This window comes from Rosettibacter firmus (assembly GCF_036860695.1).
Classification (GTDB): domain Bacteria; phylum Bacteroidota; class Ignavibacteria; order Ignavibacteriales; family Melioribacteraceae; genus Rosettibacter; species Rosettibacter firmus.
On record NZ_JAYKGJ010000001.1, the window covers coordinates 1,516,235 to 1,542,049 of the forward strand.

The window sequence follows — 25,815 nt, forward strand, 5'->3', positions numbered from 1 at the left end:
TTTGTTTCTAAAAAATATAAAAACAATTTAGTATTATAAAGATTTACTAATATACTTTTGTTTTCATTAAATCGTACAAACATAAGAATATATTTAGAAGTATTATATTTTTTATAGTTATTTTTGGAGAAGAAATTAAGTAGTAGAATATTTATGAAATCATATTATTTATTTAAGAAAGACTGGGAATCGGAATTAAGAACTCGATATGCTATAAATGCACTCGCAATGTTTATACTGGTTACAATAAGTATAATAATGTTTTCAATTGGTGAAGAGAAGATTTCAGAATATTTAAATGGTGGCTTACTCTGGGTTGTTATATTTTTTTCTGCAATGTCTGGATTATCAAGAGTTTTTGTTTCTGAAGAAGAACGTGGAACTACAATGACTCTTCATCTTATAGCATCGCCAGCAACAATATTTACCGGAAAATTAATTTTTAATTTAGTTCTTGTTTTTTTGATGAATTTTGCCATTACCATTCTTTTCCTGATTTTTTTTGATTCTTTTATAATTCGCAATTTCTTACTTTTTTTTATTGCATTCTTATTGGGTAATATAGGGATTGCAATTTCTTCAACAATTATAGCAGCCATAATTTCAAAGGCATCAACGAAAGGAACCCTCTATCCAGTGTTGTCATTTCCAATTTTACTTCCTTTGATTTTAATACTACTTGAACTTACGAAGTTTTCGATGGATGGAAATACAGTTTCATCATCTCTGATTGAAATATTAGTGCTTGTTTGTTATGATGTTATTATGATAACAGCTTCGTATCTTTTATTTGATTTTATATGGAAAGAATAAATTATTTATTGTATAATTATACAATAATATGTATAATTATAAATATATTTTGCGATATTTATCTCTTTAAAATAAAACACAGGTAAATGTATGAGCCTAAGTCAAATAGCGAGATCTATTAAACCCTCCCCCACTTTAGCTCTCAATGAAAAAGCAGCAATTTTAAGGGAAAAAGGGGAGCCAGTAATTCATCTGGGTGGAGGAGAGCCTAAAAGCAGAGCTCCAATGGATGCAATTTTAGCTGCAGTTAATGCATTAAATTCAGGCGAAGTTCGTTATGCTCCTGCAGATGGAATTCCAGATTTAAAAAAAGCAATTATTCGTTATACCGAAGAATTTTATCATCGCAAGGTTTATCCAGAAAATGTAATTGCTTCTGGTGGTGCTAAACAAGCAATTATGGTTGCACTTCAAGCTTTATTAAATCCACAGGAAGAAGTAATCTTTCCAGCACCTTATTGGGTTAGTTATCCAGATATGGTTAAATTGTGTGGTGCAATACCTGTCCCTGTTTTGCCAGAAGATGGAACATTTTATCCACGTCTTAAAGATATTGAGCAAAGAGTCAGTTCATATACTAAAGTGATTATAATAAATAGCCCAAATAATCCAACAGGTGCATATTATTCAGAAGAGTTTATTGCTGATATAGTCGATTTTTGTGAACGGAGAGGAATTTATTTAATAATGGATGATATTTATCATCGCCTTTTATTTGATGGCAAAAAAACATATAGTGCTTACGACTATACAAAAAAATCTATTGAAGAATCAAAGCTTATTATAATTAATGGAGTATCTAAACAATATGCTATGACAGGTTTTAGAATTGGATGGGCTGTTGGAAATAAAAAATTAATTGAAGCAATGGCAAATATTCAGGGACATCAAACTTCGGGTCCATCGGTACTTTTACAGAAAGCAGCAGTTGGTGCTCTAAATGGAATTCAATCGAGTGTAGAAAGTTTAAGAGTTACATTGGAAAATAATCGCAATGTTCTTATCGATCAATTACGTTCTTTCTCTGGAGTAAAAGTTCATGTGCCAGATGGAACTTTTTATTGCTTTGCAGATTTTTCTGCTTATGAAAAAGATTCACAGAAACTCTCAAACTTTTTAATAGATAAAGTTATGGTTCTTACTGTTCCAGGAAAAGAATTTGGATTGGATGGGCATCTTAGAATTAGTTTTTGTGGAACTATTAAAGATATCACCGAAGGTATTGAAAGAATGAAATGGGCATTAGATCCAAATTCTCCAAACGAACTTTACATTGGCGATAGAAAATTAGTGAGGGATTGGTCATGAGTAAATATCTTGAATTTAATACACCTGCAAGCAAACAGGCAATGGAGCTTGCATCGGACTTTAGATTAAAAAATCAGGGTCTAACTTATCTCGACAGAGTTTACTGGAATTTGCCAGAAGAAGCTTTGTACGAAGAAGCAATTTTTAGAAACGAAGGTAAAATTGTAAAGGGTGGTGCATTACTCGTAAATACTGGAAAACACACGGCAAGAGCAGCAGCAGATAAATTTGTTGTTAGAGAAGAATCCACCGAAAAAGATATCTGGTGGGGAATTTATAATCGACCATATAGCCATGAAAAATGGTCTCAACTTGTAGCACGTCTTCAAGCCTGGGCACAAGGAGAAGAATTTTTTGTTCAGGATGTTTATGCTGGTGCAGATCCCGATTATCGAATGCCTGTTAGAATTATTACAGAAAAAGCATGGCATTCTCTTTTTGCAAGAAATATGTTTATTACAACTAATGATAGAGATGAACTTAAAAATTTTGTTCCCGATTTTACAGTAATAGCTGTTCCTGGATTTAAAGTTGATCCAATTACCGATGGTACAAGAACCGATACAGCAATTATTATTAATTTTCTTCAACGAACAGCAATTATTGCTAATACACTTTATGCAGGTGAAATTAAAAAATCTGTTTTTACTGTATTAAACTATTTACTTACTTATGAAGATGTTCTTCCAATGCATTGCTCTGCAAATGTTGGAGAAAAAGGTGATGTGGCTTTGTTCTTTGGTTTAAGTGGTACTGGGAAAACAACACTTTCTGCCGATCCTAAACGAAGATTAATAGGAGACGACGAACATGGCTGGAGTTCGCAGGGTGTCTTTAATTTTGAAGGAGGATGTTATGCAAAAGTAATTCGACTTTCTGCTGAACATGAACCACAAATCTATGAAACCACTCATAAATTTGGGACAATTTTAGAAAATGTTGTTTTTGATCCTGTCTCAAGAAAAGTTGATCTTGATGACGATACAATAACAGAAAATACTCGTGCTTCTTATCCAATTGAATTTATTCCCAATGTAATTGAAGAAGGTTATGTTAGAAGTCATCCAAAAAATATAATCTTTTTAACATGCGATGCTACAGGCGTTATGCCCCCTATCGCAAGATTAACTCCTGAACAGGCTCAATACCATTTTATTAGTGGTTATACATCTAAAATTGCTGGTACCGAAGTTGGTTTGGGTATTGAACCACAAATTACTTTTTCTGCTTGCTTCGGTGCTCCTTTTATGGTTCGTCATCCTTTTGAATATGCAGAAATGTTGAAACAAAGAATCTTGAAACACAAAGCAAATGTATGGCTTGTAAATACAGGCTGGGTTGGTGGTCGATTTGGTGTTGGAAAAAGAATTAGTATACGTCATACCAGAAATTTATTGAATGCTGCCCTTGAAGGAAAATTAGATAATGTTAAATATCGTAAAGATAAATTGTTTGGTTACGAAATTCCTATGAGCTGTCCAGATGTACCAGAAGAAGTTCTTTATCCAGAAAGGTCATGGGGAGATAAAAATGAATACTGGAAAAAATATGATGCTCTTGCTGCACGTTTTATAGAGAATTTTAAATTGTTTGAAAATGGTTGCTCGCAAGAAGTAAAAAATGCTGGACCAAAACGATTATCACAAATCGAAGTTAAATAAATTGATAATTTTTGAGGTTATCTCTGTATTGATTTAATTACTAACAAGAGATAACCTCAAATGAATTATTTTTCAAAATAGTTATCGAGTATTTCTTTAATTTGTTCTTTTGTTTGAATGCTGCTGGTAGCTTTTACAACTTTGCCATTTTTATAATATACTGTAAATGGTAAACCTGCAAATCCTTTGCATTCAGGTAAATTTCTAATAACTTTAGCATCTGGAATGTCAAATTCCATATCAAAAAATTTTACATGCTTATATTCATTTTCTAATTCTTGCATAGCTTGATATACAGGAATACACATTGGTCCCATTCTACCACAGCATATCATTACATATTCATTTTCACTGAGGATTTTATTGTATTGTTCTTCTGATAAAATATGATTTAAGTTTGTTTTGAGCATAAGTTTATCCTTAATTAATAATTGAAATTTTTCTTGAATGAGATGTAGAATAATTAAAAACGATTCCAAGATTTTATAAGACTTTTTCTATATTTATTAAATAATAAATAAAAAATTCTAATGGATAATTTTCATTTTGATTATGTAATTATTGGTGCTGGACTTTCTGGTTTATATTCTGCTTATCTTGCATCGAAATATGGTACTGTTGCATTAATTACTAAAACCACAATTGAAATAAGTAATTCATACCTTGCTCAGGGTGGTATTGCTGCTGCACTTGGAGAAGATGATTCTCCTGAACTTCATTTCGAAGATACTATTAAGGCAGGTGCAGGTTTATGCAACAAAGAGGCTGTAAATATTCTTGTAGTTGAAGGCAGAGAAAGAGTTAAAGAACTTATCAATTTGGGAATGCAATTCGACAAGGATAACAATGAAATTTCTTTTGGCTTAGAAGGTGGACATAGCAGAAAAAGAGTTCTTCATGCATCTGGCGATGCTACAGGAAGAGAAGTAGTTAATTTTATTCTTAAATTCATTTATGATAATAATAGAATTAAAATTTTTGAAAATACTTTAATCTATAAACTCATAATTAAAAATAATGAATGCTCTGGTGTTTATGCATACAATCACATTGATAATAAAAGTTTTATAGTAACAGGTAATGTTACAATTTTGGCAACTGGAGGTGCTTCGGCTATTTATTCAAATACAACTAATCCACATACATCTATTGGAGAAGGTTTATATTTAGCCTATGATGCTGGAGCAATAATCGAAAGTATGGAATTTATTCAATTTCATCCTACAACTTTTTATACAGGTACAGACGAAACTTTCTTGATTAGCGAGGCTCTTCGAGGTGAAGGTGCTATTCTTGTTAATAGTAATGGTGAGAGATTTTTGCTGGAAAAAAATCTAACAGAATTAGATACAAGAGATATAGTCTCAGAAGCAATTTTTGAAGAACTTAAAAAAACTGGAGAATCGAAAGTCTACTTAAAACTTGACCATCTTGATAAAAATAAAATAAAAAATAGATTTTCTTACATTTATCAAGAAGCATTAAAATACGGAATCGATATTACAAAAGATCTTGTGCCAGTTACACCAGCAGCACATTATATGGTTGGTGGAATTAAAACAGGTGTTAATGCAGAAACAAATATTTTTCGTCTTTATGCAGTTGGCGAAGTTGCTTCTACTGGAGTTCATGGTGCTAATAGATTGGCAAGCAATTCATTGCTTGAATGCCTTGTCTTTTCTAAACGAGCAATTGATCATTCATTAAATGTAATTAAGAAAAATGCCGATAGATTCTTTCAACAGACTCATCCTGAATTTAGAATTGATAATAATATGAAAGAATATTTTATTGAAGTAAGAAACAAAATTGCAAAACTACTATGGAATAACGTAGGTATTTTAAGAAATAAAAATGATTTAATGATTGCATTAAACGAAATTGATAACATATCAAATAATTTTTTACACGACGATTCTGAATATTATAGCAGTAGAATAATAAGTTTAATTAATGTTGCCAGAATGATTACTTTGAGTGCACTTTTACGAGAAGAAAGTAGGGGATGTCATAAAAGAATTGATTATCCCAGCACAAATGATAGATTTAAACAAGTAATTATTTTACAAAAAAATAAAGAACCAGAGTTTGTTCCTTTATTATGATTATTAAAACAAAAATTATAATGAAAGATGAATAAAAAAGAGATTTTAAAAATTGTAAAAATTGCTCTACAAGAAGATATTGGAAGTGGAGATATCACCACAAATTTAATTGTATCCAACAATCAAAAGGGATTTGCAACAATTTATGCTAAAGAAGATGGCATTGTTGCTGGTTTATTTGTAGCTCGTCTTGTATTCAAAACTCTTGATGATAAAATTATCTTTAAAGCATTAACTGAAGATGGTAATAAAATATCTTGTGGTGAGAAGTTAGCAGAGATAAAAGGAAATTTAAAATCATTGCTAACTGGTGAACGAGTGGCTTTGAATTTTTTACAACGAATGAGTGGTATTGCAACAATTACATCAAAATTTGTAAAGCAACTTGAAGGAACAAATACCAGACTTCTTGATACTCGCAAAACTGTGCCAGGTTTAAGAATGCTTGATAAATATTCAGTTAAAATTGGTGGTGGAACAAATCATCGCTTTGGACTTTACGATATGGTGTTAATTAAAGATAATCATATTAAAGCTGCAGGAAGTATTACAAAAGCAATAACTTTGGTTAAAAGTAAACTAAAAAATAAAATTAAAATTGAAGTTGAAACAACGAATCTTGAAGAAGTAAAAGAAGCTCTTGCAAATAAAGTTGATATTATTATGCTCGATAATATGTCAATTGATACAATGAAAGAAGCTATTAAATTAATAAATGGTAAAGTAAAAACTGAAGCATCTGGAAATATTACATTAGAAAACATAAGGGAAATAGCATTAACAGGAGTTGATTTTATTTCAGTTGGAGCTCTCACTCATTCTGTTAAAGCTCTTGATATAAGTATGAAAATAGAAAATGTTTAATTTATCAGGAAAAATCTATGAATGATTTAATAAATGAAATAAATAGACTTAAAAAAGAAAAAAATGCAGTAATTCTTGCACACAATTATCAAATACCAGAAATTCAGGATTTAGCAGATTTTGTTGGAGATTCACTTGGATTATCTCAACAGGCTGCAAAAACAGAAGCTGAAATAATTGTATTTTGTGGTGTTCATTTTATGGCAGAAACAGCTTCGATAATTTCACCTGATAAAAAAGTTTTAATTCCAGATTTACAGGCAGGATGTTCACTTGCTTCAACAATTGATGCTGAACAACTTAAAAAATGGAAAGAAGAACATCCCGACTATATTGTGGTTTCTTATGTAAATACAACTGCAGAAGTCAAAGCTGAAAGTGATTATTGTGTTACATCGTCAAATGCTGTAAATGTTATAAAAGCAATTCCTTCGGATAAAAAAATTTTATTTCTACCAGATAAATTTTTAGGAATGTATGTAAGTACAATTACAGGTAGAAAAATGGAAATCTGGAATGGTTCATGTCATGTTCATGAAAAGATTGGTGATGTAAGTTTTGAAGAAGTAAGAAAAATTCATCCCGATGCAGAATTTCTTATTCATCCAGAATGTGGTTGTTCGTCATCATGTATGCTTAAATCTCAACTTTATTTTGATTGCAAAAATATTCATATTTATTCAACAGAAGGAATGATAAAACATGTGATGAATTCAAATGCGAAAGAATTTGTAATTGCAACAGAAATAGGAATACTTCATAGATTAAAAAAGATTAAACCAGATGCAAAATTTTATCCTTTGAGTGAAAATGCAGTGTGTGAATACATGAAAATGATTACTCTGGAAAAACTATATGAATCCCTTCTTTATGAAAAATTTGAAGTGAAAGTAGAAAATGAAATTGCTGAAAAAGCAAGATTGCCAATTGAAAGAATGCTATCAATTACTTAATAAAATAAAATGAAAATTCTTGTTGGTTCTACTAATCCAGTTAAAATCGAATCTGTCAGAGAAGCTTTTTCCTGTTACTTTGAAAACATCGAAGTTGAAGGAAAAGATATTAAATCTGGAGTTTCTGCTCAACCAATCAACGAAGAAACTTTTTTAGGTGCTCAAAATCGTGCTGTCAATCTTAAGTACTTGAGTGAAAAGGAAAATCTTAATTCAGATTTTTTTGTGGGCATTGAAGGTGGAATTATAAAATTATTTAATAGATGGTTTGCTTTTGGCTGTATGTGCATTATTAATAAAGAAGGAAAGATTTCATTTGGAACTTCTCCACATTTCGAGTTACCTGAAATTGTTGTAGAAAAATTATTAAATGGTAAAGAACTTGGTGATGTGATGGATGAATTAACCAATCAAAAAAATTCCAAACAAAAAAATGGTGCAATAGGATTTTTTACAAATGGCGTAATGAATAGGAAAGAATTATATGTTGAAGGTCTAAAAGTAGCAATTATACCATTTCTGCATTCAGAAATGTTTTATAAATAAATGAGGTAAATATGATATTACCAATTTATCAAGTTGATGCTTTTGCAAGTAAAATATTTTCAGGAAATCCAGCTGCAGTAGTGCCATTAGAAAAATGGCTTGATGACAAAACACTTCAAAATATTGCTATGGAGAATAATTTATCTGAAACAGCATATTTTGTTAAAGATGGCGAAGAATATCAAATTAGATGGATGACACCACAATCAGAAGTTCCTCTATGTGGTCATGCTACACTTGCTTCTGGTTATGTTCTTTTTAATTTTATTGAGAAAGATAAAAAACAAATTGTTTTTAATTCCAAAAGTGGAAAATTATTTGTTGAACGAAATGAAGATTTTATTACTCTTGATTTCCCTTCAAATAAACCTCATAGAACAATACCACCAGAAGATTTAAATAAATGTTTTAGTGTTCAACCTGTTGAGATTCTCGAGAACGGATTCTTTCTACTTTTAGTTTTCGATGACGAGAATTTTATTAAAAATTATTCTCCAGATTTTAATTTAATTCGCAAATTACATAAACATGCAGTAATCATTACTGCAAAAAGTAGTACTGTTGATTTTGTTTCAAGAGTCTTTGTTCCAAACGAAGGAGTTGACGAAGATCCTGTAACAGGCTCTGCTCATACAGTACTTACACCATACTGGTCAGAAAAATTAAATAAGAAAAAACTTATTGCTCATCAAGTATCAAAAAGAGGGGGAGAACTTATTTGTGAAAATATGGGGGAACGAATTAAAATATCTGGAAGGGCAGCTTTATATATGACAGGGAATATTTATCTATAGAAATCACAATTAAATAATAATAGATTTTACTTAATCAAACTCTACTTTATTAAAAAAAATATAAGCATATTTACACGAAAAATTTTTCGCAGTGCGAAAATTTTACACAAATAAATTTTATTATTGAATTTTAATCTAAAATAATGAAAAAAATATTATTATTGGTAATAATATCGATTTGTGGAATTATATCTTGTGATGCTCCAAGATTAAATCCACTGGATTGGCAAAATCCAAATAATAAATTAGGTCAGATTGATGGCTATATTCTCTCGTCTTCTCGTAATCCTTTAAGTGGAGTAAAAATTATCTGGAAGAATCAAAATATTTTTACTTCCACCGATGCACAGGGATACTTCAAAATTGAAAATATACAAATGAAAAATGGAATGCTGATTTTTGAAAAAGAAGGATTGGCAAAAGATTCTATTTATGTTGAATGGAATAATCAAAAAGTTAAACATCTGCAAGAAATTATTCTCAGTTATATTAAAGGAAAGTTTTCAGGTTATGTTTATACTATTCCACGTGTAGCTGTTTCTGGTGTGAGAGTGTTATGGAAAGTTCAGAATTTATTTACCGAAACAAACTCAGAAGGATATTATGAGATGGAAAATGTATCGATGAACAATGGCTGGATTTACTTCGAGAAAGAAGGATTGTCTAAAGATTCATTTTATGTTGAATGGGGAAACGAAGAAGTAAAACAAATTCCTGATATAATTTTATATCCAACAATTGGAACACTTGATGGATACGTTTATGCAGTTCCACATTCAGCATTATCAAATGTAAAAGTATTGTGGAAGAATCAAAATATACTTATCGAAACAAATTCTGATGGATATTATAAATTTGAAAACATTTCTATGAAGAATGGATGGTTGTATTTTGAAAAAAATGGATTTGCAAAAGACTCGATTTATATAACCTGGAATAATCAAAAAGTTATACGAGCTAACGAAGTTATTCTTTATCCAACAATTGGTACTCTTGATGGATTTGTTTACGATATTTCTTTTAGACCAATTAAAGATGTTAAAATTTACTGGAAGAATCAGAAATTGTTTGAAGAAACAAATTCAAGTGGCTATTATAAATTTGAAAATGTTTCTTTGAAAGATGGCTGGCTTATTTTTGAAAAAACAGGTTTTAAGAAAGATTCTGTTTATGTAAGCTGGGGATCTCAAAATTATGTGAGAGTTAGCGATAGAATTTTAAGTTATACCACGGCTACAATTTATGGCTATGTTAAAACAGTTGCACTTCCACGCAGAACTATTCCAGGTGTAAAAGTATACTGGAAAAATCAATCAATGATTACACAAACAGATGCTTCTGGATTCTATCAATTTGAAAATGTGATTCAAAATAATGGCTGGCTTTATTTTGAAAAAGAAGGTTACAGTAAAGATTCTGTCTTTGTGCAATTTAATAATTTACCAACAAAACAAATTGAAGATAGATTTTTAAATTCAAATCCGAAATTATCAAGCTTATCAATTTACACTACAGTTCAGAATCGATATCCAGATATACAGGTGCAACGACTTTATATTAATGCTGAAATTACTGACGACGAAAAAGATGTTGATTCTGTTTTTGTAAAAAATAATTCTTTTAATTTCTACAAAAGATTAGTATTTAATCCAGAGACAAATAAATATGAAAATAATTTTAGAACCGTAGATTTAAAAGTTAATTCACTCGAAGATGCTATTGGAACTGACTTTATTATAATTGCAAAAGAGAAGTCTGGCAAAACTTTTACAATTGGCTCTGGTGGTATTAAAAGATTGATTACAAAGGAAATTATAATTGAATCACCAGTCAACAGAGCAATAGTTAGTAGCACACCAACTTTTGTATGGAAAAAGTTTACTCCAGGATTCAATTTCAAATATACTGTTCAGGTTTATACAGATGAAGTAGCCCCAATTTTAGTTTGGGAGAAAAAAAATATATCTAAAGATGCAGTTGAAACAACTTGCGATGTAGCTCTTTCACCAGGAGATTATTACTGGGTTGTAATATGCACAGATGATTTTGAAAATAGTTCTATTTCTAAACCAGGTACTTTTACAGTAAAATAAAAGAAGAGCTATGAAATTTATTCCAGAAAATATTAATTACATAAAAAATCTATCGAAGGAAGAATTCGAAGCATTACTTGAATTCAGCCAGATGCTGAATTCGTCAAACTATCAGGAATCATTCATTGAAGATGTAATGGATATTGTAATAAAGATTGTTAATGCAGAGCGTGGTCTATTTGTAAAGTATGATGAATCAACAGATAGCTTTTCAATAATTAGTGCAAGAAAGATATCGAATGAAAGCATAACAGACTTAAATCAATTTTCATCTGGAATACTTCAAAAAGTTATTAAAGAAAAAAAGCCACTTTTGTATCACGATGTTATGGGAGATCCAAATTTATCACAATTTCAGAGTGTTCAGATTCATAGAATAAAATCTGTAATTGGAGTTCCAATTATTAGAGATGATAAAGTATGGGGAGTAATAATTGCAGATAGTACAATGGATCGACGTGAATTCACAGAAGAAAATCTGATCTTTTTGAATTTCTTCTCAAATCTTGTTTCACTTACTTTAGATAGAATAATTAAACTCGAAGAACTGGAAAAAGAGAATAGAATTCTTATAAATAAACTTCAGGCTACCGAACCAATTCCAGAGATGATAGGCAACAGTGTTGCTGTTCAAAATCTTACAAAACTAATTCACAAAGTTGCACAAACAGATGCTACAGTTTTAATAATGGGAGAAAGTGGAACTGGTAAAGAAGTAGCCGCTCGTGCAATTCATCAATTGAGTAAAAGAAGAGATAAACCATTTCTTGCTCAATTTTGTGGTTCGATACCAGATAGTCTTCTTGAAAGTGAATTGTTTGGTTATAAAAAAGGAGCGTTTACAGGAGCTACTTCAGATAAACAGGGCTTGCTCGAAGCAGCTGATGGTGGAACATTTTTTCTTGATGAGATTGCCGATATTTCAAGTGCTCTTCAGGCAAAACTTTTAAGAGTTCTTGAGAATAGAGAAATAATTCGACTTGGTGATACAAAGGTTAAAAAAGTTGATGTTAGAATTATCGCAGCAACTAATAAAGATTTACATGCACTTACAAAGGAAGGACAATTTAGAGAAGATCTTTTTTATAGATTAAATGTCTTCCCTATTAAAATGCCACCATTGCGAGAAAGACGAGAAGATATTCCTTTACTTGCAAGTTATTTTGTTAAGAAAATTGCTAAGAAAGATATTTCAATTGATTCATCAGCAATTAAAAAATTAGAAAGTTATTACTGGCCTGGCAATATTCGTCAATTAATTAATGTGGTTCAACGAGCACTAATTCTTTGTGATTCAGATAAAATTTCTGCCGAGCATATTATTCTTGAAGATAATCAGGATCTAATGAATTTTAAGGGAACATTAAAAGAATTTGAAATGCTGCTACTTAAAAAACGTCTCGAAGAATTTAATGGTAATAGAACTCTCACAGCAAAATCACTTGATGTTTCTGTAAGATGGATTCAGCTAAAACTTAAAGAAATGGGCGAACAATAATAATGGTAGGCTCAACAGAAATATTGTTTGAAAAGTTTGAAATTATTGATGTCCTTAAGAAAGATGACCATGCTGCAGTATATCTTGCAAATCATATTTATCTGAGTAAAAAAATAATTTTAAAAGTATTAAACACAGAAAAAATTTCTGATCAGGCATTAATCGAAAGATTTAAGAGAGAAGCAAAATTACTTGCAAAACTTGATCATCCAAATATTATTAAAGTACTCGATTTTGGAACGAGTAAAGAATTTTTTTATATATCATTTGAATACATTGAAGGAGAAAGTTTAAGAAATTTACTGAAGCATAAAGAACTCACATACGAAGAAAAGAAATCGTTAACCATTCAACTTTTTAAAGCTCTTCACTTTGCTCATTCAAATCAAATAATTCATAGAGACATAAAGCCCGAAAATATTTTTGTTGATAAAAATATGAATCTCAAACTTGGTGATTTTGGACTTGCACTCTCAGCCGAAGATAATTTTGTTACCAGTCCATATTCAATTGTTGGAACACCAAGTTATATGTCGCCCGAACAAGTTGCAGGTGCAAAATTAAATAATCAGAGCGATTTGTTTTCTGCTGGAGTTGTAGTATATGAAATGTTCACAGGAAAAAATCCTTTTCTTAAAGAGAATGTTACTCTCACATTAAATGAAATAATGTCGTATAATGAAAATGCTATTGTTGAAGAAATTTCAAATGTACCTGATGAAATAAAAAATATCATAACTCGATTGCTAAAGAAAAAACCAGCTCAAAGATATAACTCAGCTCTCGAAGTATTAAATGAATTGAATGTTCAAGCAGAACAATTAACAGTTTCAATAATTTCAGAATCGAAAAAAGAAAGTAAAAAGAATTTACTGGTTTTATCAGCATCAGTATTGGTAGTAATATTTATTGGTTTATTACTTTTTATTAACAAACTTCAACCAGATAAAATTTCGCCCGAGAAAAAACAATTGAATCAATTAACAGATAAATTAAATAAAGAGAAAATGGAATCTTCTGGCATTCAAACCGAGAAGATAGAATCGGGTTCAGGCGTCGATAAGCTGGATTTAAAATCAGATCAAACAACAAATAAAGAATCTGAAAATTCTCCTTTACCTGCAATTAAATATGGTGGTTTGTTTGTAGAGTGCTATCCCTGGGCAGATGTTTATGTGGATGGCGAAAAACTTGAAACAACACCAATGAATAAACCATTAATGCTTGTTGAAGGAGAACATACAATAAAATTGGTTCATCCCGATTATCCAGTTTATACGAAGTTAATTAGAATTAATCATTCGCAGGTTACAAATTTAAGAGTTTCGCTTGAATCGTTGATGGGTTACATAAATTGTAAGGTTAATCCATGGGGTGATGTCTATGTAAATGGTGATTATAAAGGACAAACACCATTAAAAGATTTAATTAAAGTTTTCCCGGGTTTTGTAAGATTGACAATAAAAAATCCCAATTATAAAGAAATTGATACAAGTCTTTATGTTCAACCGGGAGATACAATTTTGCTAAAGTTTTTATTGAAAAATAGATAGTGGTATAAAACTTGTGCTAAACAATTGAAAAGGTGAATGATATGAAGAATAATATATTAATAATAATGTTTTTATTAACCATGCCATTAATTGCTCAGAACTATGAATGGCAGGTTCTTGTAGGATGGGATATGGAATATCCAGTATCAGGTGGACAGGTTGTATATGATTCAACAAGTAGTAAATTTTATGTTCTGGGTGGTGAAGATGCATCTAAAGAAGTTGTTGATTGGATTCAAGAATATAATATACTTGATGGCAAGTGGAAAATAGTTGGAAAAATGATGCAACCAAGATACTTGTTCGTAGCAAATATGTGGAAATCTCAAATACTTTATTTTGGTGGTGTAAGTGAGCTCTCAGAAAATAAAAATGTTATGGAAACATGGAACTTGAAAACAATTCCATCTGAACCAGTTGTTTTTGATACTCAAGATAATTTTGCAAGAGCATTTTCTACAGGATATATAAAGAATAATTTGCTTTATATAATTGGTGGTGAACCAATTCCAAGTGGTCCAAGTGAACTTCCATATATTGTAGGATATGATTTAAATAACAAATCAATTAGTTTTACTTATGGTACAACAAGTCAAAATCAACCTAAACAACAAATGTCAATTCTGCTTAATAATAATATTTATATTTTTGGTGGTATACTAAATGGAGCTCTCTCTTCGATAAGTAAATTTGATATAAGTAAAAATGTATTTGAAGTTTTATCACAAAAACTTCTTACTCCAAGAGCAGGTGGTGTGGCGATTTATAATCCGATATTAAAAAGAGGATTTATTATTGGAGGCTTTAACGAAACCGACAAAGCTCTAAACTCTGTTGAAGCAATCGATTTTTTAAGTGATGGGAAAGTACTAATTTATCCATTTGCTTCGCTTAAATATGCTCGCAGAAATCCTATGGCTATTAATTATGGAAATACAATTGTTGTATTTGGTGGTAGAGATGAAAATGGTAATATAGTCCCTTATCTCGAAAAACTTGTAACTCCAACTGGCATGAGTGATTTAAATGAAATACCAATTAATGATAATTTATTACAAAATTATCCGAATCCTTTTAATTTAAGTACAAAGATAATATTTGAATTATCACGGAATTCAAATGTTTCGCTTGATATTTTTTCGTTATTAGGTGAACATGTCTTAACATTAAAAAAAGGTTACTTCAACGCAGGCAGATATGAGGTTGATTGGAATGGTAAAGATAAATTTGGAAACATCGTTCCTGCAGGAGTTTACTTTGTGCAATTAAAAACTGATAGACTCATTCAAACAAGAAAAATGGTTCTTCTCAAATGATTAAAAAATTACTTTTCCTTCTTTTTTTTCTAAATTCATTTTTAATTTTTGCACAGCATTCCGAATTTGAAAAAGTTAAAAGTCTCTATAATTCTTTTGACTATGAAAATGTAATTAAATTTTCGAGTCCATTAATAAGTGATAAATCTCTTCCAGATTCTTTACTAATTGAAGTATATTTAATGCGTGCAGTCTCTTTTTATTCTTTGGGAAACGAAGATTCAACAAAAGAAAATTTTAAAGGTATATTAAAAATCAATAACAACTACGAAGCCGATCCTTCTAAAATTTCTCCCAAACTTATTTCACTTTTTAATAAGGTGAAACTGGAATTTCATGAATCACTAAAACCAGAAACCGCTTTAACCGATAGTCTACAAAATTATTCGATAAAGAAATCATTTGATTACTCACTTTTTAGAAATTCTTTAATAAGAAATATAATTCTTCCTGGTACTGGACAATTTTTTAGTGGCATAAAAACAAAAGGATCTATTCTTACTGCATTATCTATTATTAATCTTGCAGGAATTGGTTATTTTATAAACGATACAAACAAAAAAGAAAAAGATTATTTAAATGAGTTAGATCCCCAGCTTATTCAACATAAATATGATATATATAATAAGTCTTATAAAACAAGAAATATTTTATTTGCTTCATATATCGTTATCTGGATTTATAGTCAACTCGATTTACTTTTCTTTAATAGTAATGACATATTTATGAGCGAAGACATTAATGCAGAATTTAATTCATCGATTAAAATTAATGAGATAAATCTTAGCTTAAAAATTCCATTTTAAACAGGCTTCAACACCAATTTTATAATGAATAAATTTCGTTGTGTGCGAAAAAAATTCGCAATAAAAATTTTATAGACTAACTGAATGTTATTAAAAAAACGAAAAAGATTAATTTTTTGTTCTGGCATTTTAATTGCACAATGACATAACACACACAAACAAGCTCCGTCCTTAAGAGGCGAAGGTAAAACAAGTTTCAAATCACCTTCGCCTTTTTTATTTCATATAATTAACAATAAATTTTCAAGTCTAAATGAATATTTATATATTTAATAAAAAAATTTTGGGAAATGGAATTTAAAGCAGAAAAACAAAAGGATGTCTCAATCATTCATGTATATCTAACCAGAGCTACATTAGCAAAAGCTGTAAAATTTAAAGAGTTTGCAACAGATATAATTAATGAAGGGATTAATAAAATTATAATAGACCTAACTCTTTGTGAATATATCGATTCAACATTTTTAGGAGCTCTTGTTTCTTTATTGAAAAAAGTAAATGCTTTAGGCGGCGATATAAGGTTAGTTTATAATAAAGAAGCTCCCTCTTTAATGTTTATGATTACAAGAATGGATAAAGTATTTAAGATTTTTTCTACACTCGACGAAGCATTAATTAGCTTTGGAATAACTCCACAAAAACCTAAGCTTGAGTGGAAATAATTTTATAGACTTTGTCGTTTTCTCTAACAAGTTCTTTACAGGGGAAAGTAATTTCGTTGCCTCTTTCGGCTTTTTGTAATTTGTCGTTTTCCTGCATCATTTCTTCAATTGTTAATTCTACAACTCCTGTTGTATTCCCGATTATATAAATAGAATCACCTACGTTTAATTCCCCTGCTTCTATTTTTACATATGCAATTTTATTTTTTTTATAGTAATTCAATACTTTGCCAACGTATACTTTTCTTGTTGTTGCTTTGCTACCATAAGCATCTGTAAAACCTTCCTCTCCAGGAGTACCAAAATAAAATCCAGGTGAAAAGCCTCTATTATAAACTTTTGATAACTCTTCGAAAAATTTAGATTTAATTTCAGATGTAAGTTTATTTTCATAATATAAGTCAATTGCATTTCGATAAACAGATACAACTTTATAAATATACTCTGGACTTCTTTTTCTTCCTTCTATCTTAAAGGCATCTATTTTTGCTTCAATCAGTCTGTCAATAAAATCAACAGTACATAAATCCTTGGGAGATAAAACATATCCATCTCCAATTATTAAACTGAATTTTTCATCTTTATCAACAATCTCATATTCTCTTCTGCAAGGTTGTAAGCATTCTCCTCTGTTTGCACTTTTATTAAATACTTCGTGACTCATAAAACATCTACCGCTAATTGCAACACACATAGCTCCATGCACAAAAGTTTCTATTTCAATATCAACTTTATTTTTTATTTCTATTATTTTATCTAAAGTACATTCTCTTGCAAGAACAATTCTTTTTGCACCAAGATTTTTATAAAACTTTGCCGCTTCAGAATTTGAAATTGAAGCCTGCGTACTAATGCAAAATGGCATTTCATATTCTTTACATTTTTGAAGAACAGATAAATCCCAGCCAATAATCATATCTATTCCAGCATCTTTTGCAGCAGATATGATTCTATCGAGTTCCTGTAGCTCATCTTCAAATATTATTGAATTTAATGTAAGGTGTGCTTTTATATTATTTTTTTTACAAATATTAGAAATCTCTTTCAAATCTTTCAGTTCAAAATTTTTTGCCATTGCTCGCATATTGAGACTTTCAACACCAAAATAAATAGCATCTGCACCAGCTTTTATTGCTGCATTGAGCATACTCCAGTCGCCAGCAGGAGCTAAAAGTTCAGGTTTATTTTTATATTTTATTCCCATGATGTTCTAAAGTATTTAAAGTTTACTATGTAAATCTATCTATTTAATAATAAATCTGCTTAAGGTTGTTTATGCATAAAAATTTTTACCTTGCTCTACTTGGAATAGGAATAGGCGGAATTGGTTTTGGATTAATTACACCTGTTACAGTTCTACTGCTTGAACAAAATAAAGCTCCAGCAATTATTACGGGAAGCATTACAATGGTCGGCTATTTAAGCGTGGTCATTTTTTCTCCTGTAGCAGGATTGTTAATTAATAAATATAATCTTAAAAAAGTTCTTGGTACTGGATTGTTTTTATGGTCAATAGGAGCATTAGCACATATATTCTGGTACATAATTCCATTACTTTATTTAATAAAATTTTTGATGGGAATAGGGGGAACATTAATTTTTGTTTCAACAGAAGTTATAATAAATTATTATAGTGATGAAAATAATAGAGGAAAAAATGTTAATCTTTATGCTGTAATTTTATCGATAGGAATTGCACTCGGTTCAATTTTAATCTGGACAATTAAAATAGCTACGTGGTTGCCTTTTGTTATAGGTGCACTTGTTATGTTGTCTGTTTTTTTATTTCAAGTAATATTTTTTGAAGATATAAATGTTAATCACAATAATAGCAGAATAGCAAAAATCTCATTTACCAGTTTACCTTTGTTGAGTATTATTGCACCAGCAGTTTATGGATTTTTTGAATCATCAATTATTGTGGTTATACCGATGTATGGTTTAAGAAATCTGTTTAATGTAAATCAGGTTTCTTATTTTATTGCATCTTTTGTTACAGGTGGAATAGTGTTACTTTACTTTATAGGTTTTATTAGTGATATCATCAATAGACAAAAATTACTACTCTTTATTTTCTTCCTTTTGAGTAACCTGCTTATTCTACCATCTATTTATAATAATTTTATTTTTTTGATTATAACTTTCTTTCTAATCGGTGGAATGATTCCAGCAATTTATACTGTTGGATTAAGTTATACAATAGAGAAGGTCGAAAAACAATTTATAGCACAAGCAAATGGTTATTATATAATGATGTATGGAATAGGAACAATTGCAGGACCATTTATTGGTGCATTACTGGTTGATATAAACAAGCAATTTGGTTTCTGGTTGTTTTCGGCAATTCTTTGCTTTCTCTTGTTTGCCTTTTTTAGATGGTATGGAAAACAAAATTCGTAGTATGTTTACTTGAATGATTTTATTATTTTAGAACAAAGTTAATAATCTATTTTAATGCCTAATAAGAACATAAATATAATTGAAAGTCTAAATAATATAGATACTCCAGTACTTATAAATTTTATAGATAAACATCAAATTGCCAACGATAAGCTTAAAAACTTATTTGAAATATCATACGATCCTAATAATGATTTCTGGAATACAATAAAATTTTATGATGTACAAAATAATTTATTGACTCTCGAAGAATTACCTTTCATTAAAGCCGCAAAAGAAAAAAGAAGTATTCCTTTTTTTAGATTAAAATACCTGGATAAAAATTCTTCTGAAAAATATTTAATTGTTAACTCAATATTTATTCAGGATAAAAGCGAAGAGTCTTTTGTTATATCCTTATTTAGTGATGTAACAAAAGAAATTGGTATTGAACAAATACTTAAAGAATCGCTTGGTAGCATACAGGCAGTTTTATATTCTACTAATGCAGATGGAAGTGAATATTATTTTATAAGTGATGCTGTACGACAACTTTTTGGATTTACTCCAGAAGAAATTTATAACAATAAATTTTTAATACTGAGAACAATCGAAAAAGAACACTTCAAAAATTTTAGAGAGTTTATTGATAAGTTAAGGACAGGTGAAGCTTCGGTAGTTGAATATAAGATGAAAGATCGCTTTGGAAAAGAACACTGGGTAAGACATACAGGAATTCCAATTATTAGAAACGAAAAAGTTATTCGTGTGGTGGGAATTATTCTGGATATTACAGAAGAAAAAATTACAAGACTTCGTCTTGAAAACTCAGAAGAAAAATTTAGAATGCTAATTGATACTGCAGACGATTTAATTTTTATATTGAATGGCTTTGGTTATTTCAATATGGTTAATAAAAATGGTGCTAATGCTCTTGGATATAGACCAGAAGAAATGATAGGAAAACATTTTTTAGACTTTGTTGATAAAGAAGATGAATCAAAAATTGCAGAAGCATTTTCAAAAATCTTAACAACTCAAGAAAAAGTTATTTTTGAAGTTTCCTTTATCGATCGATTCGAAAAGAGTATTACATTCGAAATCCACGCAAAACCAATGATTATTGATGGCGAAGTAGCTGGGATGATAAGCATAGGAAGAAATATTACAAATAGAAAACTTTATGAACAGAAAATAAAAGAACTGAATGCAAAATTAATTGAAGCAAATAGAATTATTTCCATTGAGCGAGAAAGAGCACGACAGAAAATCACCTTGCTCGAAGAACTAAATAAACTGAAAAGCGAATTCGTTTCGAATATTTCACACGAATTAAGAACACCACTTGCATCGGTAGTAGGTTTTGCTGAGACCATTGCTACCGATTCTGATCTCCCAAAAGAAACCATCAAAGAATTCAGCGAAATAATTTTAAGCGAAGGCAGAAGACTTGCAAAAATAATAAATGATGTTTTGGATTTTTCAAGATTGGAAACAGGTCAAGAAGAATTAAAAAAAGAAGAATTCGAAATTCAAAAACTTATTGATGAAGTAGAATCAGATTTTAAAAACGAAATAAATCAAAAAGAATTAGTTTTATCGAAAGAATATCCACAAAAGGAAGTTAAAATTTATGCAGATAGAAAAAGATTAAAACAGGCACTCGATAATCTTGTTTCAAATGCAATCAAGTATACACCTAAAGGTGGAAGAATTAATTTAATGGTCAACGATTTTGAAAAAGAAATTGAAATTACAGTAAGCGATACTGGAATTGGAATACCAGAAAAAGAACTTCCCAAATTATTTCAAAAGTTTAGTAAAATTTATAGACCAAATGCACCAGTATCAGGAGCGGGAATGGGACTGGCAGTTGTTAAACAAATTATTGATTTGCATAAAGGTGTTATAAGGGTTAAGAGCGAAGAAAATAAAGGGACAACATTTATTATAAGATTACCAAAATAAATTACGAGGGAAGAATTGGAAAAATTAATTTTTATAGTTGACGATGAAGAATCGATATTGAAAATGTTAACACATTGGTGTAAAAACCAATGGGGCTACAAAGTAAAAACATTTACTACAGGTTCAGAAGTTTTAAATGCACTTAATGAAGAACCAGATTTAATTTTGCTTGACATAATGTTGCCTGATATAAATGGTAATGACTTATTAATTAAAATAAAACAATCTAATCCACAACTTCCAGTAATTATGCTTTCTGCTCAGGGAAGTATTGAAGTAGCGTTAGAATCAATTCGTCTTGGAGCATTTGATTACTTTCCAAAACCACTCGATAAAAATAGACTCGAATCTGCAATCAGGAATGCAATTAAAAATTATGATCTCGAAAGAGAATTAAAAAAGCTGAAAGAGAATATTCAAAAAGAATATAGTTTCGATAATATTGTATCTGCAGATAAAAAAATGCAGGAAGCTTTTCGAATGGTTTCGAGAGTTCTGGATAATGATATAACTGTTTTAATTCAGGGAGAAAGTGGTACTGGAAAAGAATTAATTGCAAGAGCAATTCATTACAACGGGAAAAGAAAAAATGCTCCATTTGTTGTTGTAAATTGTGCTTCGATTCCACGTGAACTTTTAGAGAGTGAATTATTTGGTCACGAAAAAGGTGCATTTACAGGTGCACATCAAAGAAAAATTGGAAAGTTTGAACTTGCAAATGGAGGAACAATTTTTCTTGATGAAATTGGTGAAATGGAAATGTCTCTTCAGGCAAAAATTCTCCGTGTAATTCAACAAAAAGAATTTGAAAGAGTTGGTGGTAACGAAGTTATTAAAACAGATGTAAGAATAATTTCTGCTACAAATAGAGATTTGAAAGAATGTGTGGATAAAAAACTTTTCCGTGAAGATCTATACTATCGATTGAGTTCATTTCCTATTTATATTCCACCACTTAGAGAAAGAAAGGGTGACATTGTTGTATTGATTGATCATTTCATTAAACAACTTAATGAAAAACTCGGGAAGAATATTAAAGGAGTTACCAAAAATGCACTAAAACTTATGTACGATTACAATTGGCCTGGCAATGTAAGAGAACTTGAAAACACACTCGAACGATGTATGATTCTTACAGATGGAGATTACATTGATGTTGATGTATTGCCAGATTCAATTACAGCTCAATCTGTTTCAATTGATAATAAAACTGCTTTGTTTGCAGACGATTCCCCCATTATTCCAATTGAAAAACTAAAAGAGCAGGCTATACGTCATGCTCTTAAAGTAACAAATGGAAATATTGTTGAAGCAGCAAGAAAACTTAAAATTGGTAGAGCAACATTATATCGTTTAATAGATAAATATAAATTAAACAGAAATTAAATATGGAGCTTTTATGAGTATATCAGAAGAAATAATTGGCGATATTGTTATTGAAACAATAAATTCTAATAGAGCTACATTAATCGAATCAGAAAACTTAAAAAAGCTGATATATGATAAAGTTGAAAAAGGTTATAAGAAAATTATAATTGACTTAAGTAATGCTGAATTCATAGATTCAACTTTTCTTGGAGTAATTGTTAATGGACTTAAGAAAGTTGTAAGTCTTGGTGGTGATTTAAAACTTGTAGGATTTAAACCAGCTGTTCGTTCTATGTTTGAATTAACACGCTTATTTAGAGTTTTTGAATCTTATCCTGAATTACAATCAGCATTAAAAAGTTTTCAGAAATAATATGGAGTTATAAAGTAATCTACTATGGTCGAAAATAAATTTTCTGGAAAAATTCTACTCGTGGAAGATGAATTTAATATTGCAAAACTTTTAATACACAATTTAAGTAAAGCTGGTTTTGAGTGTGAACACGCAAATAATGGAATAGAAGGATTGAAATTAGCTCACGAGATTAAACCAGATTTAATTATAAGTGATATTATGATGCCAGAAATGGATGGTTTTGAATTTAGAAGAGAATTATTAAAAGATCAGGAGCTAAAAAAAATTCCTTTTGTATTTCTTACAGCAAAAGGAGCAGAAGAAGATATTCTTAAAGGTTATGATTTAGATATAGAAGATTATATTATTAAAACATCCAGTCCAAAAGTTATTATTGCTAAAGTTTCTGCTATTCTAAAAAGTCTTGAGAAAGAAAGATCAAAAGTTGTGGACGAAGTACAAAAAGCTGCCGATACAATGGTTGCAACTGTTGTGCCTGATGCTCCACCAAAATTTGAAGGTCTAAAAATAAATCAGTGGTATCAACCTTTCAAAAATGTACCTGGCGGAGATTTTATCGATTATTTCAGTATTGACGAGAATAATTTTGTTGCAATTCTTGGTGATGTTATGGGCAAAAGATGGGGTGCATGGTATTTTGCTGTTGCTTATGCGGGATATGTAAGAAGTGCAGTTCGTTTTGTACTTCAATCAACTCAAGAATATAAACCAAGTGAAATACTTCAGAAAGTTAACGAAGCCGTGTATAACGATGAAAGAATATCAGAAGTTTTTATTACACTTTCAATTGTTGTTATTGACACAAAAAATAAAATTGCAAAATATTCTGGAGCAGGAGATTTACCTATAATTTATAAATCATCAGACCAGACCAAATTGATTCAATCAAGTGGTTTATTACTTGGTTTTAGTCTTTCAGGTCAATATGAAGATAATGAAATAAAATTGACGGAAGGAGATGAAATAATTTTACTTACAGATGGTATAACTGAATCAAGAAATAAAAATGGTGAACAGTATGGACAGGATCGGTTATTGAAATTTATTAGTTCATTATCTTTAAATGACAACACAGTTGAAGCTCTGAAATCTGAAATCATGAAATTTACAGATGGAGAACTTGAAGACGATGCAAGTGTAATTTCAATAAAACTTTCTACATGAGAATTATTACAATAAAATTTACAATTCTAAATTATTCTTGATTATCTACAGGTTTTAATGTGAATCTAAGAATAATATATCCAATCATACCTGCGATGAGTGATGCTATTAGAATTGAAATCTTAGAATAATCTATAATTCTTGGATTATCGAAAGCAAGTAAAGTTATAAAAATTGACATTGTAAAACCAATTCCAGCAATAAATCCAGCACCTGAAATATTAATCCACTTTAAATCAGATGGCAATTTACATAGACCCAGCAAAACACCTAAAAATGAAAAAAGTATAATCCCAAGTGGTTTACCTAAGAGCAAACCTGAAATTATTCCAATACCATAATTATTTAATAAGTTGTTGTACCAGTCTGATTCTATAGCTATACATGTATTTGCGAGTGCAAAAATTGGCAATATTAAAAATGCAACAGGTTTATGTAAAAAATGTTGTAGATGATATGATGGTGATTCTTCATCTTTTTTATTAAAAGGAATTGCAAATGCAAGCAATACACCTGTTATAGTTGCATGAACTCCAGAATTTAACATGAAGTACCACATTATTATTCCACCAATAATATATGGTAAAAGGCTATAAACTTTAAGTCTATTTAATAATAAAAGAATAGCAAAAATGCCCAGTGCAGTAAATAAATTTATAAAAGAAAGATCTGAAGTGTAAAAAATAGCTATAACTAAGATTGCACCGAGATCATCAATAACTGCAAGAGCTGTTAAAAATATTTTTAATGAAGAAGGTACTCGTTTACCAAGTAACGATAATATTCCAATGGCAAATGCAATATCTGTAGCCATTGGGATACCTGCACCGGATTGAGTATCGGTTCCAAAATTAAATAGTGTATAAATTGAAGCAGGAACAATCATTCCACCACCAGCAGCAAAAATTGGTAGAAGTGCATTTTTAATATCGGACAATTCACCTTTATAAATTTCTCTTTCTAATTCAAGACCAATTAAAAGGAAAAATATTGCCATCAATCCATCATTAATCCAGTGAGATAATGAGTGATTGGCAATATCATAATTCCAGAAATTAATGTAGATTGTTTGTAGTGGAGAGTTAGCAACAATAAGTGAAAGAGCTGTCATAATAACCAGAAGAATTCCACCTGCCTTTTCACTCTCAAAGAATTCTGTAAATAATTTTGTAAGCTTCATAAAATATTTATCTTATTTTTAAGATGAACAAAAAATATTATTAAGCATAATTGATAAACAAATTGGTTATAACATTAAAGCTAAGTTTACTGTATGGTAAGTACATTATTGCTTTGATATTATTTTAATTATAATTCAACTAAACTTTTGTGCCTTTCTATATCTGATTGAACTGGTTGATAAGTAAACAACAGATTTTTGTTAAAATGAAGCCATATAATAATTTCAAGTTAGATAAATTTATTTAAGAAAACAACAAAAGTTGTAGAACCAGCAATTTATTAATTACAAAAGAATGTTATAATCGTTTTCTTTCTTTTCAGAAAATTTAATCACTTAAAATGTTTTTGTTCTATTAATCCAGGATTAATAGTTATATATCATATATTGATTTATTAATTTTTGAAA

General features: G+C 29.8%; 22 protein-coding genes. 19 read left to right on the plus strand and 3 right to left on the minus strand.

Translation table 11 applies throughout. The features are described from left to right. The first annotated feature begins 153 nt into the window (after window positions 1–153). The 3 genes from VJY38_RS06485 to pckA all read left to right on the plus strand — a co-directional run bounded on the left by VJY38_RS06485 (window position 154) and on the right by pckA (window position 3,782). Window positions 154–813, plus strand: coding sequence for a heme exporter protein CcmB (locus tag VJY38_RS06485; RefSeq protein ID WP_353679865.1), 660 nt, complete (start codon window positions 154–156; stop codon window positions 811–813). 90 nt (window positions 814–903) lie between these two features. Then, window positions 904–2,121 (plus strand): pyridoxal phosphate-dependent aminotransferase, encoded by a 1,218-nt coding sequence (locus tag VJY38_RS06490; RefSeq protein ID WP_353679866.1) that lies wholly within the window; start codon window positions 904–906, stop codon window positions 2,119–2,121. After that, window positions 2,118–3,782, plus strand: a complete 1,665-nt coding sequence (gene pckA / locus VJY38_RS06495; RefSeq protein WP_353679867.1) for a phosphoenolpyruvate carboxykinase (ATP) — start codon at window positions 2,118–2,120, stop codon at window positions 3,780–3,782. The genes VJY38_RS06490 and pckA overlap by 4 nt, the downstream gene beginning before the upstream one ends. A gap of 65 nt (window positions 3,783–3,847) precedes the next feature. On the opposite strand, the gene VJY38_RS06500 is transcribed toward pckA, so the two are convergent. Further along, window positions 3,848–4,192, minus strand: coding sequence for a thioredoxin family protein (locus VJY38_RS06500; RefSeq protein WP_353679868.1), 345 nt, complete (start codon window positions 4,190–4,192; stop codon window positions 3,848–3,850). Window positions 4,193–4,312: 120 nt separating this feature from the next. Here VJY38_RS06500 and nadB point away from each other — a divergent pair, with 120 nt between their 5' ends. The 11 genes from nadB (at window position 4,313) to VJY38_RS06555 (ending at window position 16,972) form a co-directional block, all read left to right on the plus strand. Next, window positions 4,313–5,887, plus strand: coding sequence for an L-aspartate oxidase (nadB, locus tag VJY38_RS06505; protein WP_353679869.1), 1,575 nt, complete (start codon window positions 4,313–4,315; stop codon window positions 5,885–5,887). A gap of 27 nt (window positions 5,888–5,914) precedes the next feature. Then, window positions 5,915–6,751: a carboxylating nicotinate-nucleotide diphosphorylase gene (gene nadC / locus VJY38_RS06510; RefSeq protein WP_353679870.1), complete on the plus strand. Its 837-nt coding sequence runs from the start codon at window positions 5,915–5,917 to the stop codon at window positions 6,749–6,751. A gap of 17 nt (window positions 6,752–6,768) precedes the next feature. After that, on the plus strand, window positions 6,769–7,704 hold the full coding sequence (nadA, locus tag VJY38_RS06515; RefSeq protein WP_353679871.1) for a quinolinate synthase NadA: 936 nt from the start codon (window positions 6,769–6,771) through the stop codon (window positions 7,702–7,704). A gap of 9 nt (window positions 7,705–7,713) precedes the next feature. Beyond that, window positions 7,714–8,250, plus strand: coding sequence for an inosine/xanthosine triphosphatase (yjjX, locus tag VJY38_RS06520; RefSeq protein ID WP_353679872.1), 537 nt, complete (start codon window positions 7,714–7,716; stop codon window positions 8,248–8,250). An 11-nt stretch (window positions 8,251–8,261) separates the two neighbouring features. Beyond that, complete coding sequence (locus VJY38_RS06525) at window positions 8,262–9,044, plus strand: PhzF family phenazine biosynthesis protein (RefSeq protein WP_353679873.1); 783 nt, start codon at window positions 8,262–8,264, stop codon at window positions 9,042–9,044. A 143-nt stretch (window positions 9,045–9,187) separates the two neighbouring features. Further along, window positions 9,188–11,137: a carboxypeptidase-like regulatory domain-containing protein gene (locus VJY38_RS06530; protein WP_353679874.1), complete on the plus strand. Its 1,950-nt coding sequence runs from the start codon at window positions 9,188–9,190 to the stop codon at window positions 11,135–11,137. 10 nt (window positions 11,138–11,147) lie between these two features. Further along, on the plus strand, window positions 11,148–12,635 hold the full coding sequence (locus VJY38_RS06535) for a sigma-54 interaction domain-containing protein (protein ID WP_353679875.1): 1,488 nt from the start codon (window positions 11,148–11,150) through the stop codon (window positions 12,633–12,635). A gap of 2 nt (window positions 12,636–12,637) precedes the next feature. After that, window positions 12,638–14,188: a serine/threonine-protein kinase gene (locus VJY38_RS06540; protein ID WP_353679876.1), complete on the plus strand. Its 1,551-nt coding sequence runs from the start codon at window positions 12,638–12,640 to the stop codon at window positions 14,186–14,188. A 41-nt stretch (window positions 14,189–14,229) separates the two neighbouring features. Then, the gene (locus VJY38_RS06545) at window positions 14,230–15,504 is read left to right on the plus strand and encodes a T9SS type A sorting domain-containing protein (protein ID WP_353679877.1); all 1,275 of its coding nucleotides are present in this window, start codon (window positions 14,230–14,232) and stop codon (window positions 15,502–15,504) included. Next, window positions 15,501–16,310, plus strand: coding sequence for a hypothetical protein (locus VJY38_RS06550; RefSeq protein WP_353679878.1), 810 nt, complete (start codon window positions 15,501–15,503; stop codon window positions 16,308–16,310). The genes VJY38_RS06545 and VJY38_RS06550 overlap by 4 nt, the downstream gene beginning before the upstream one ends. Before the next feature lie 290 nt (window positions 16,311–16,600). Next, a complete protein-coding gene (locus VJY38_RS06555; protein WP_353679879.1) occupies window positions 16,601–16,972 on the plus strand; it encodes an STAS domain-containing protein in 372 nt (123 codons plus the stop codon). Here VJY38_RS06555 and VJY38_RS06560 read toward each other — a convergent pair. Next, window positions 16,953–18,176 carry a U32 family peptidase gene (locus tag VJY38_RS06560; protein ID WP_353679880.1) on the minus strand — a complete coding sequence of 408 codons (1,224 nt, stop codon included), beginning with the start codon at window positions 18,174–18,176 and terminating at the stop codon, window positions 16,953–16,955. The genes VJY38_RS06555 and VJY38_RS06560 overlap by 20 nt on opposite strands. Window positions 18,177–18,247: 71 nt before the next feature. Between VJY38_RS06560 and VJY38_RS06565 the strand changes: the two genes are divergently transcribed. Genes VJY38_RS06565 through VJY38_RS06585 form a run of 5 tightly spaced genes read left to right on the plus strand, consistent with a single transcriptional unit; the run spans window position 18,248 to window position 24,227 of the window. Beyond that, window positions 18,248–19,372 (plus strand): MFS transporter, encoded by a 1,125-nt coding sequence (locus tag VJY38_RS06565; RefSeq protein ID WP_353679881.1) that lies wholly within the window; start codon window positions 18,248–18,250, stop codon window positions 19,370–19,372. 54 nt (window positions 19,373–19,426) lie between these two features. Beyond that, window positions 19,427–21,319 (plus strand): PAS domain-containing sensor histidine kinase, encoded by a 1,893-nt coding sequence (locus VJY38_RS06570; RefSeq protein WP_353679882.1) that lies wholly within the window; start codon window positions 19,427–19,429, stop codon window positions 21,317–21,319. A gap of 15 nt (window positions 21,320–21,334) precedes the next feature. Then, a complete protein-coding gene (locus VJY38_RS06575) occupies window positions 21,335–22,705 on the plus strand; it encodes a sigma-54-dependent transcriptional regulator (protein WP_353679883.1) in 1,371 nt (456 codons plus the stop codon). Window positions 22,706–22,718: 13 nt separating this feature from the next. Then, window positions 22,719–23,060, plus strand: coding sequence for an STAS domain-containing protein (locus tag VJY38_RS06580; protein ID WP_353679884.1), 342 nt, complete (start codon window positions 22,719–22,721; stop codon window positions 23,058–23,060). 24 nt (window positions 23,061–23,084) lie between these two features. Beyond that, entirely contained in the window at window positions 23,085–24,227 is a 1,143-nt protein-coding gene (locus VJY38_RS06585; RefSeq protein ID WP_353679885.1) for a SpoIIE family protein phosphatase, read from the plus strand. Window positions 24,228–24,258: 31 nt separating this feature from the next. Here VJY38_RS06585 and nhaA read toward each other — a convergent pair whose 3' ends face one another. Next, window positions 24,259–25,407, minus strand: a complete 1,149-nt coding sequence (gene nhaA / locus VJY38_RS06590) for a Na+/H+ antiporter NhaA (RefSeq protein ID WP_353679886.1) — start codon at window positions 25,405–25,407, stop codon at window positions 24,259–24,261. Window positions 25,408–25,815 lie beyond the last annotated feature (408 nt).

Bases quoted from the DNA above. Each gene is read 5' to 3' on its own strand.
- VJY38_RS06485 (WP_353679865.1), top strand. From the start codon at position 154: ATGAAATCATATTATTTATTTAAGAAAGACTGGGAATCGGAATTAAGA.
- VJY38_RS06490 (WP_353679866.1), top strand. From the start codon at position 904: ATGAGCCTAAGTCAAATAGCGAGATCTATTAAACCCTCCCCCACTTTA.
- pckA (WP_353679867.1), top strand. From the start codon at position 2,118: ATGAGTAAATATCTTGAATTTAATACACCTGCAAGCAAACAGGCAATG.
- VJY38_RS06500 (WP_353679868.1), bottom strand. From the start codon at position 4,192: ATGCTCAAAACAAACTTAAATCATATTTTATCAGAAGAACAATACAAT.
- nadB (WP_353679869.1), top strand. From the start codon at position 4,313: ATGGATAATTTTCATTTTGATTATGTAATTATTGGTGCTGGACTTTCT.
- nadC (WP_353679870.1), top strand. From the start codon at position 5,915: ATGAATAAAAAAGAGATTTTAAAAATTGTAAAAATTGCTCTACAAGAA.
- nadA (WP_353679871.1), top strand. From the start codon at position 6,769: ATGAATGATTTAATAAATGAAATAAATAGACTTAAAAAAGAAAAAAAT.
- yjjX (WP_353679872.1), top strand. From the start codon at position 7,714: ATGAAAATTCTTGTTGGTTCTACTAATCCAGTTAAAATCGAATCTGTC.
- VJY38_RS06525 (WP_353679873.1), top strand. From the start codon at position 8,262: ATGATATTACCAATTTATCAAGTTGATGCTTTTGCAAGTAAAATATTT.
- VJY38_RS06530 (WP_353679874.1), top strand. From the start codon at position 9,188: ATGAAAAAAATATTATTATTGGTAATAATATCGATTTGTGGAATTATA.
- VJY38_RS06535 (WP_353679875.1), top strand. From the start codon at position 11,148: ATGAAATTTATTCCAGAAAATATTAATTACATAAAAAATCTATCGAAG.
- VJY38_RS06540 (WP_353679876.1), top strand. From the start codon at position 12,638: ATGGTAGGCTCAACAGAAATATTGTTTGAAAAGTTTGAAATTATTGAT.
- VJY38_RS06545 (WP_353679877.1), top strand. From the start codon at position 14,230: ATGAAGAATAATATATTAATAATAATGTTTTTATTAACCATGCCATTA.
- VJY38_RS06550 (WP_353679878.1), top strand. From the start codon at position 15,501: ATGATTAAAAAATTACTTTTCCTTCTTTTTTTTCTAAATTCATTTTTA.
- VJY38_RS06555 (WP_353679879.1), top strand. From the start codon at position 16,601: ATGGAATTTAAAGCAGAAAAACAAAAGGATGTCTCAATCATTCATGTA.
- VJY38_RS06560 (WP_353679880.1), bottom strand. From the start codon at position 18,176: ATGGGAATAAAATATAAAAATAAACCTGAACTTTTAGCTCCTGCTGGC.
- VJY38_RS06565 (WP_353679881.1), top strand. From the start codon at position 18,248: ATGCATAAAAATTTTTACCTTGCTCTACTTGGAATAGGAATAGGCGGA.
- VJY38_RS06570 (WP_353679882.1), top strand. From the start codon at position 19,427: ATGCCTAATAAGAACATAAATATAATTGAAAGTCTAAATAATATAGAT.
- VJY38_RS06580 (WP_353679884.1), top strand. From the start codon at position 22,719: ATGAGTATATCAGAAGAAATAATTGGCGATATTGTTATTGAAACAATA.
- VJY38_RS06585 (WP_353679885.1), top strand. From the start codon at position 23,085: ATGGTCGAAAATAAATTTTCTGGAAAAATTCTACTCGTGGAAGATGAA.
- nhaA (WP_353679886.1), bottom strand. From the start codon at position 25,407: ATGAAGCTTACAAAATTATTTACAGAATTCTTTGAGAGTGAAAAGGCA.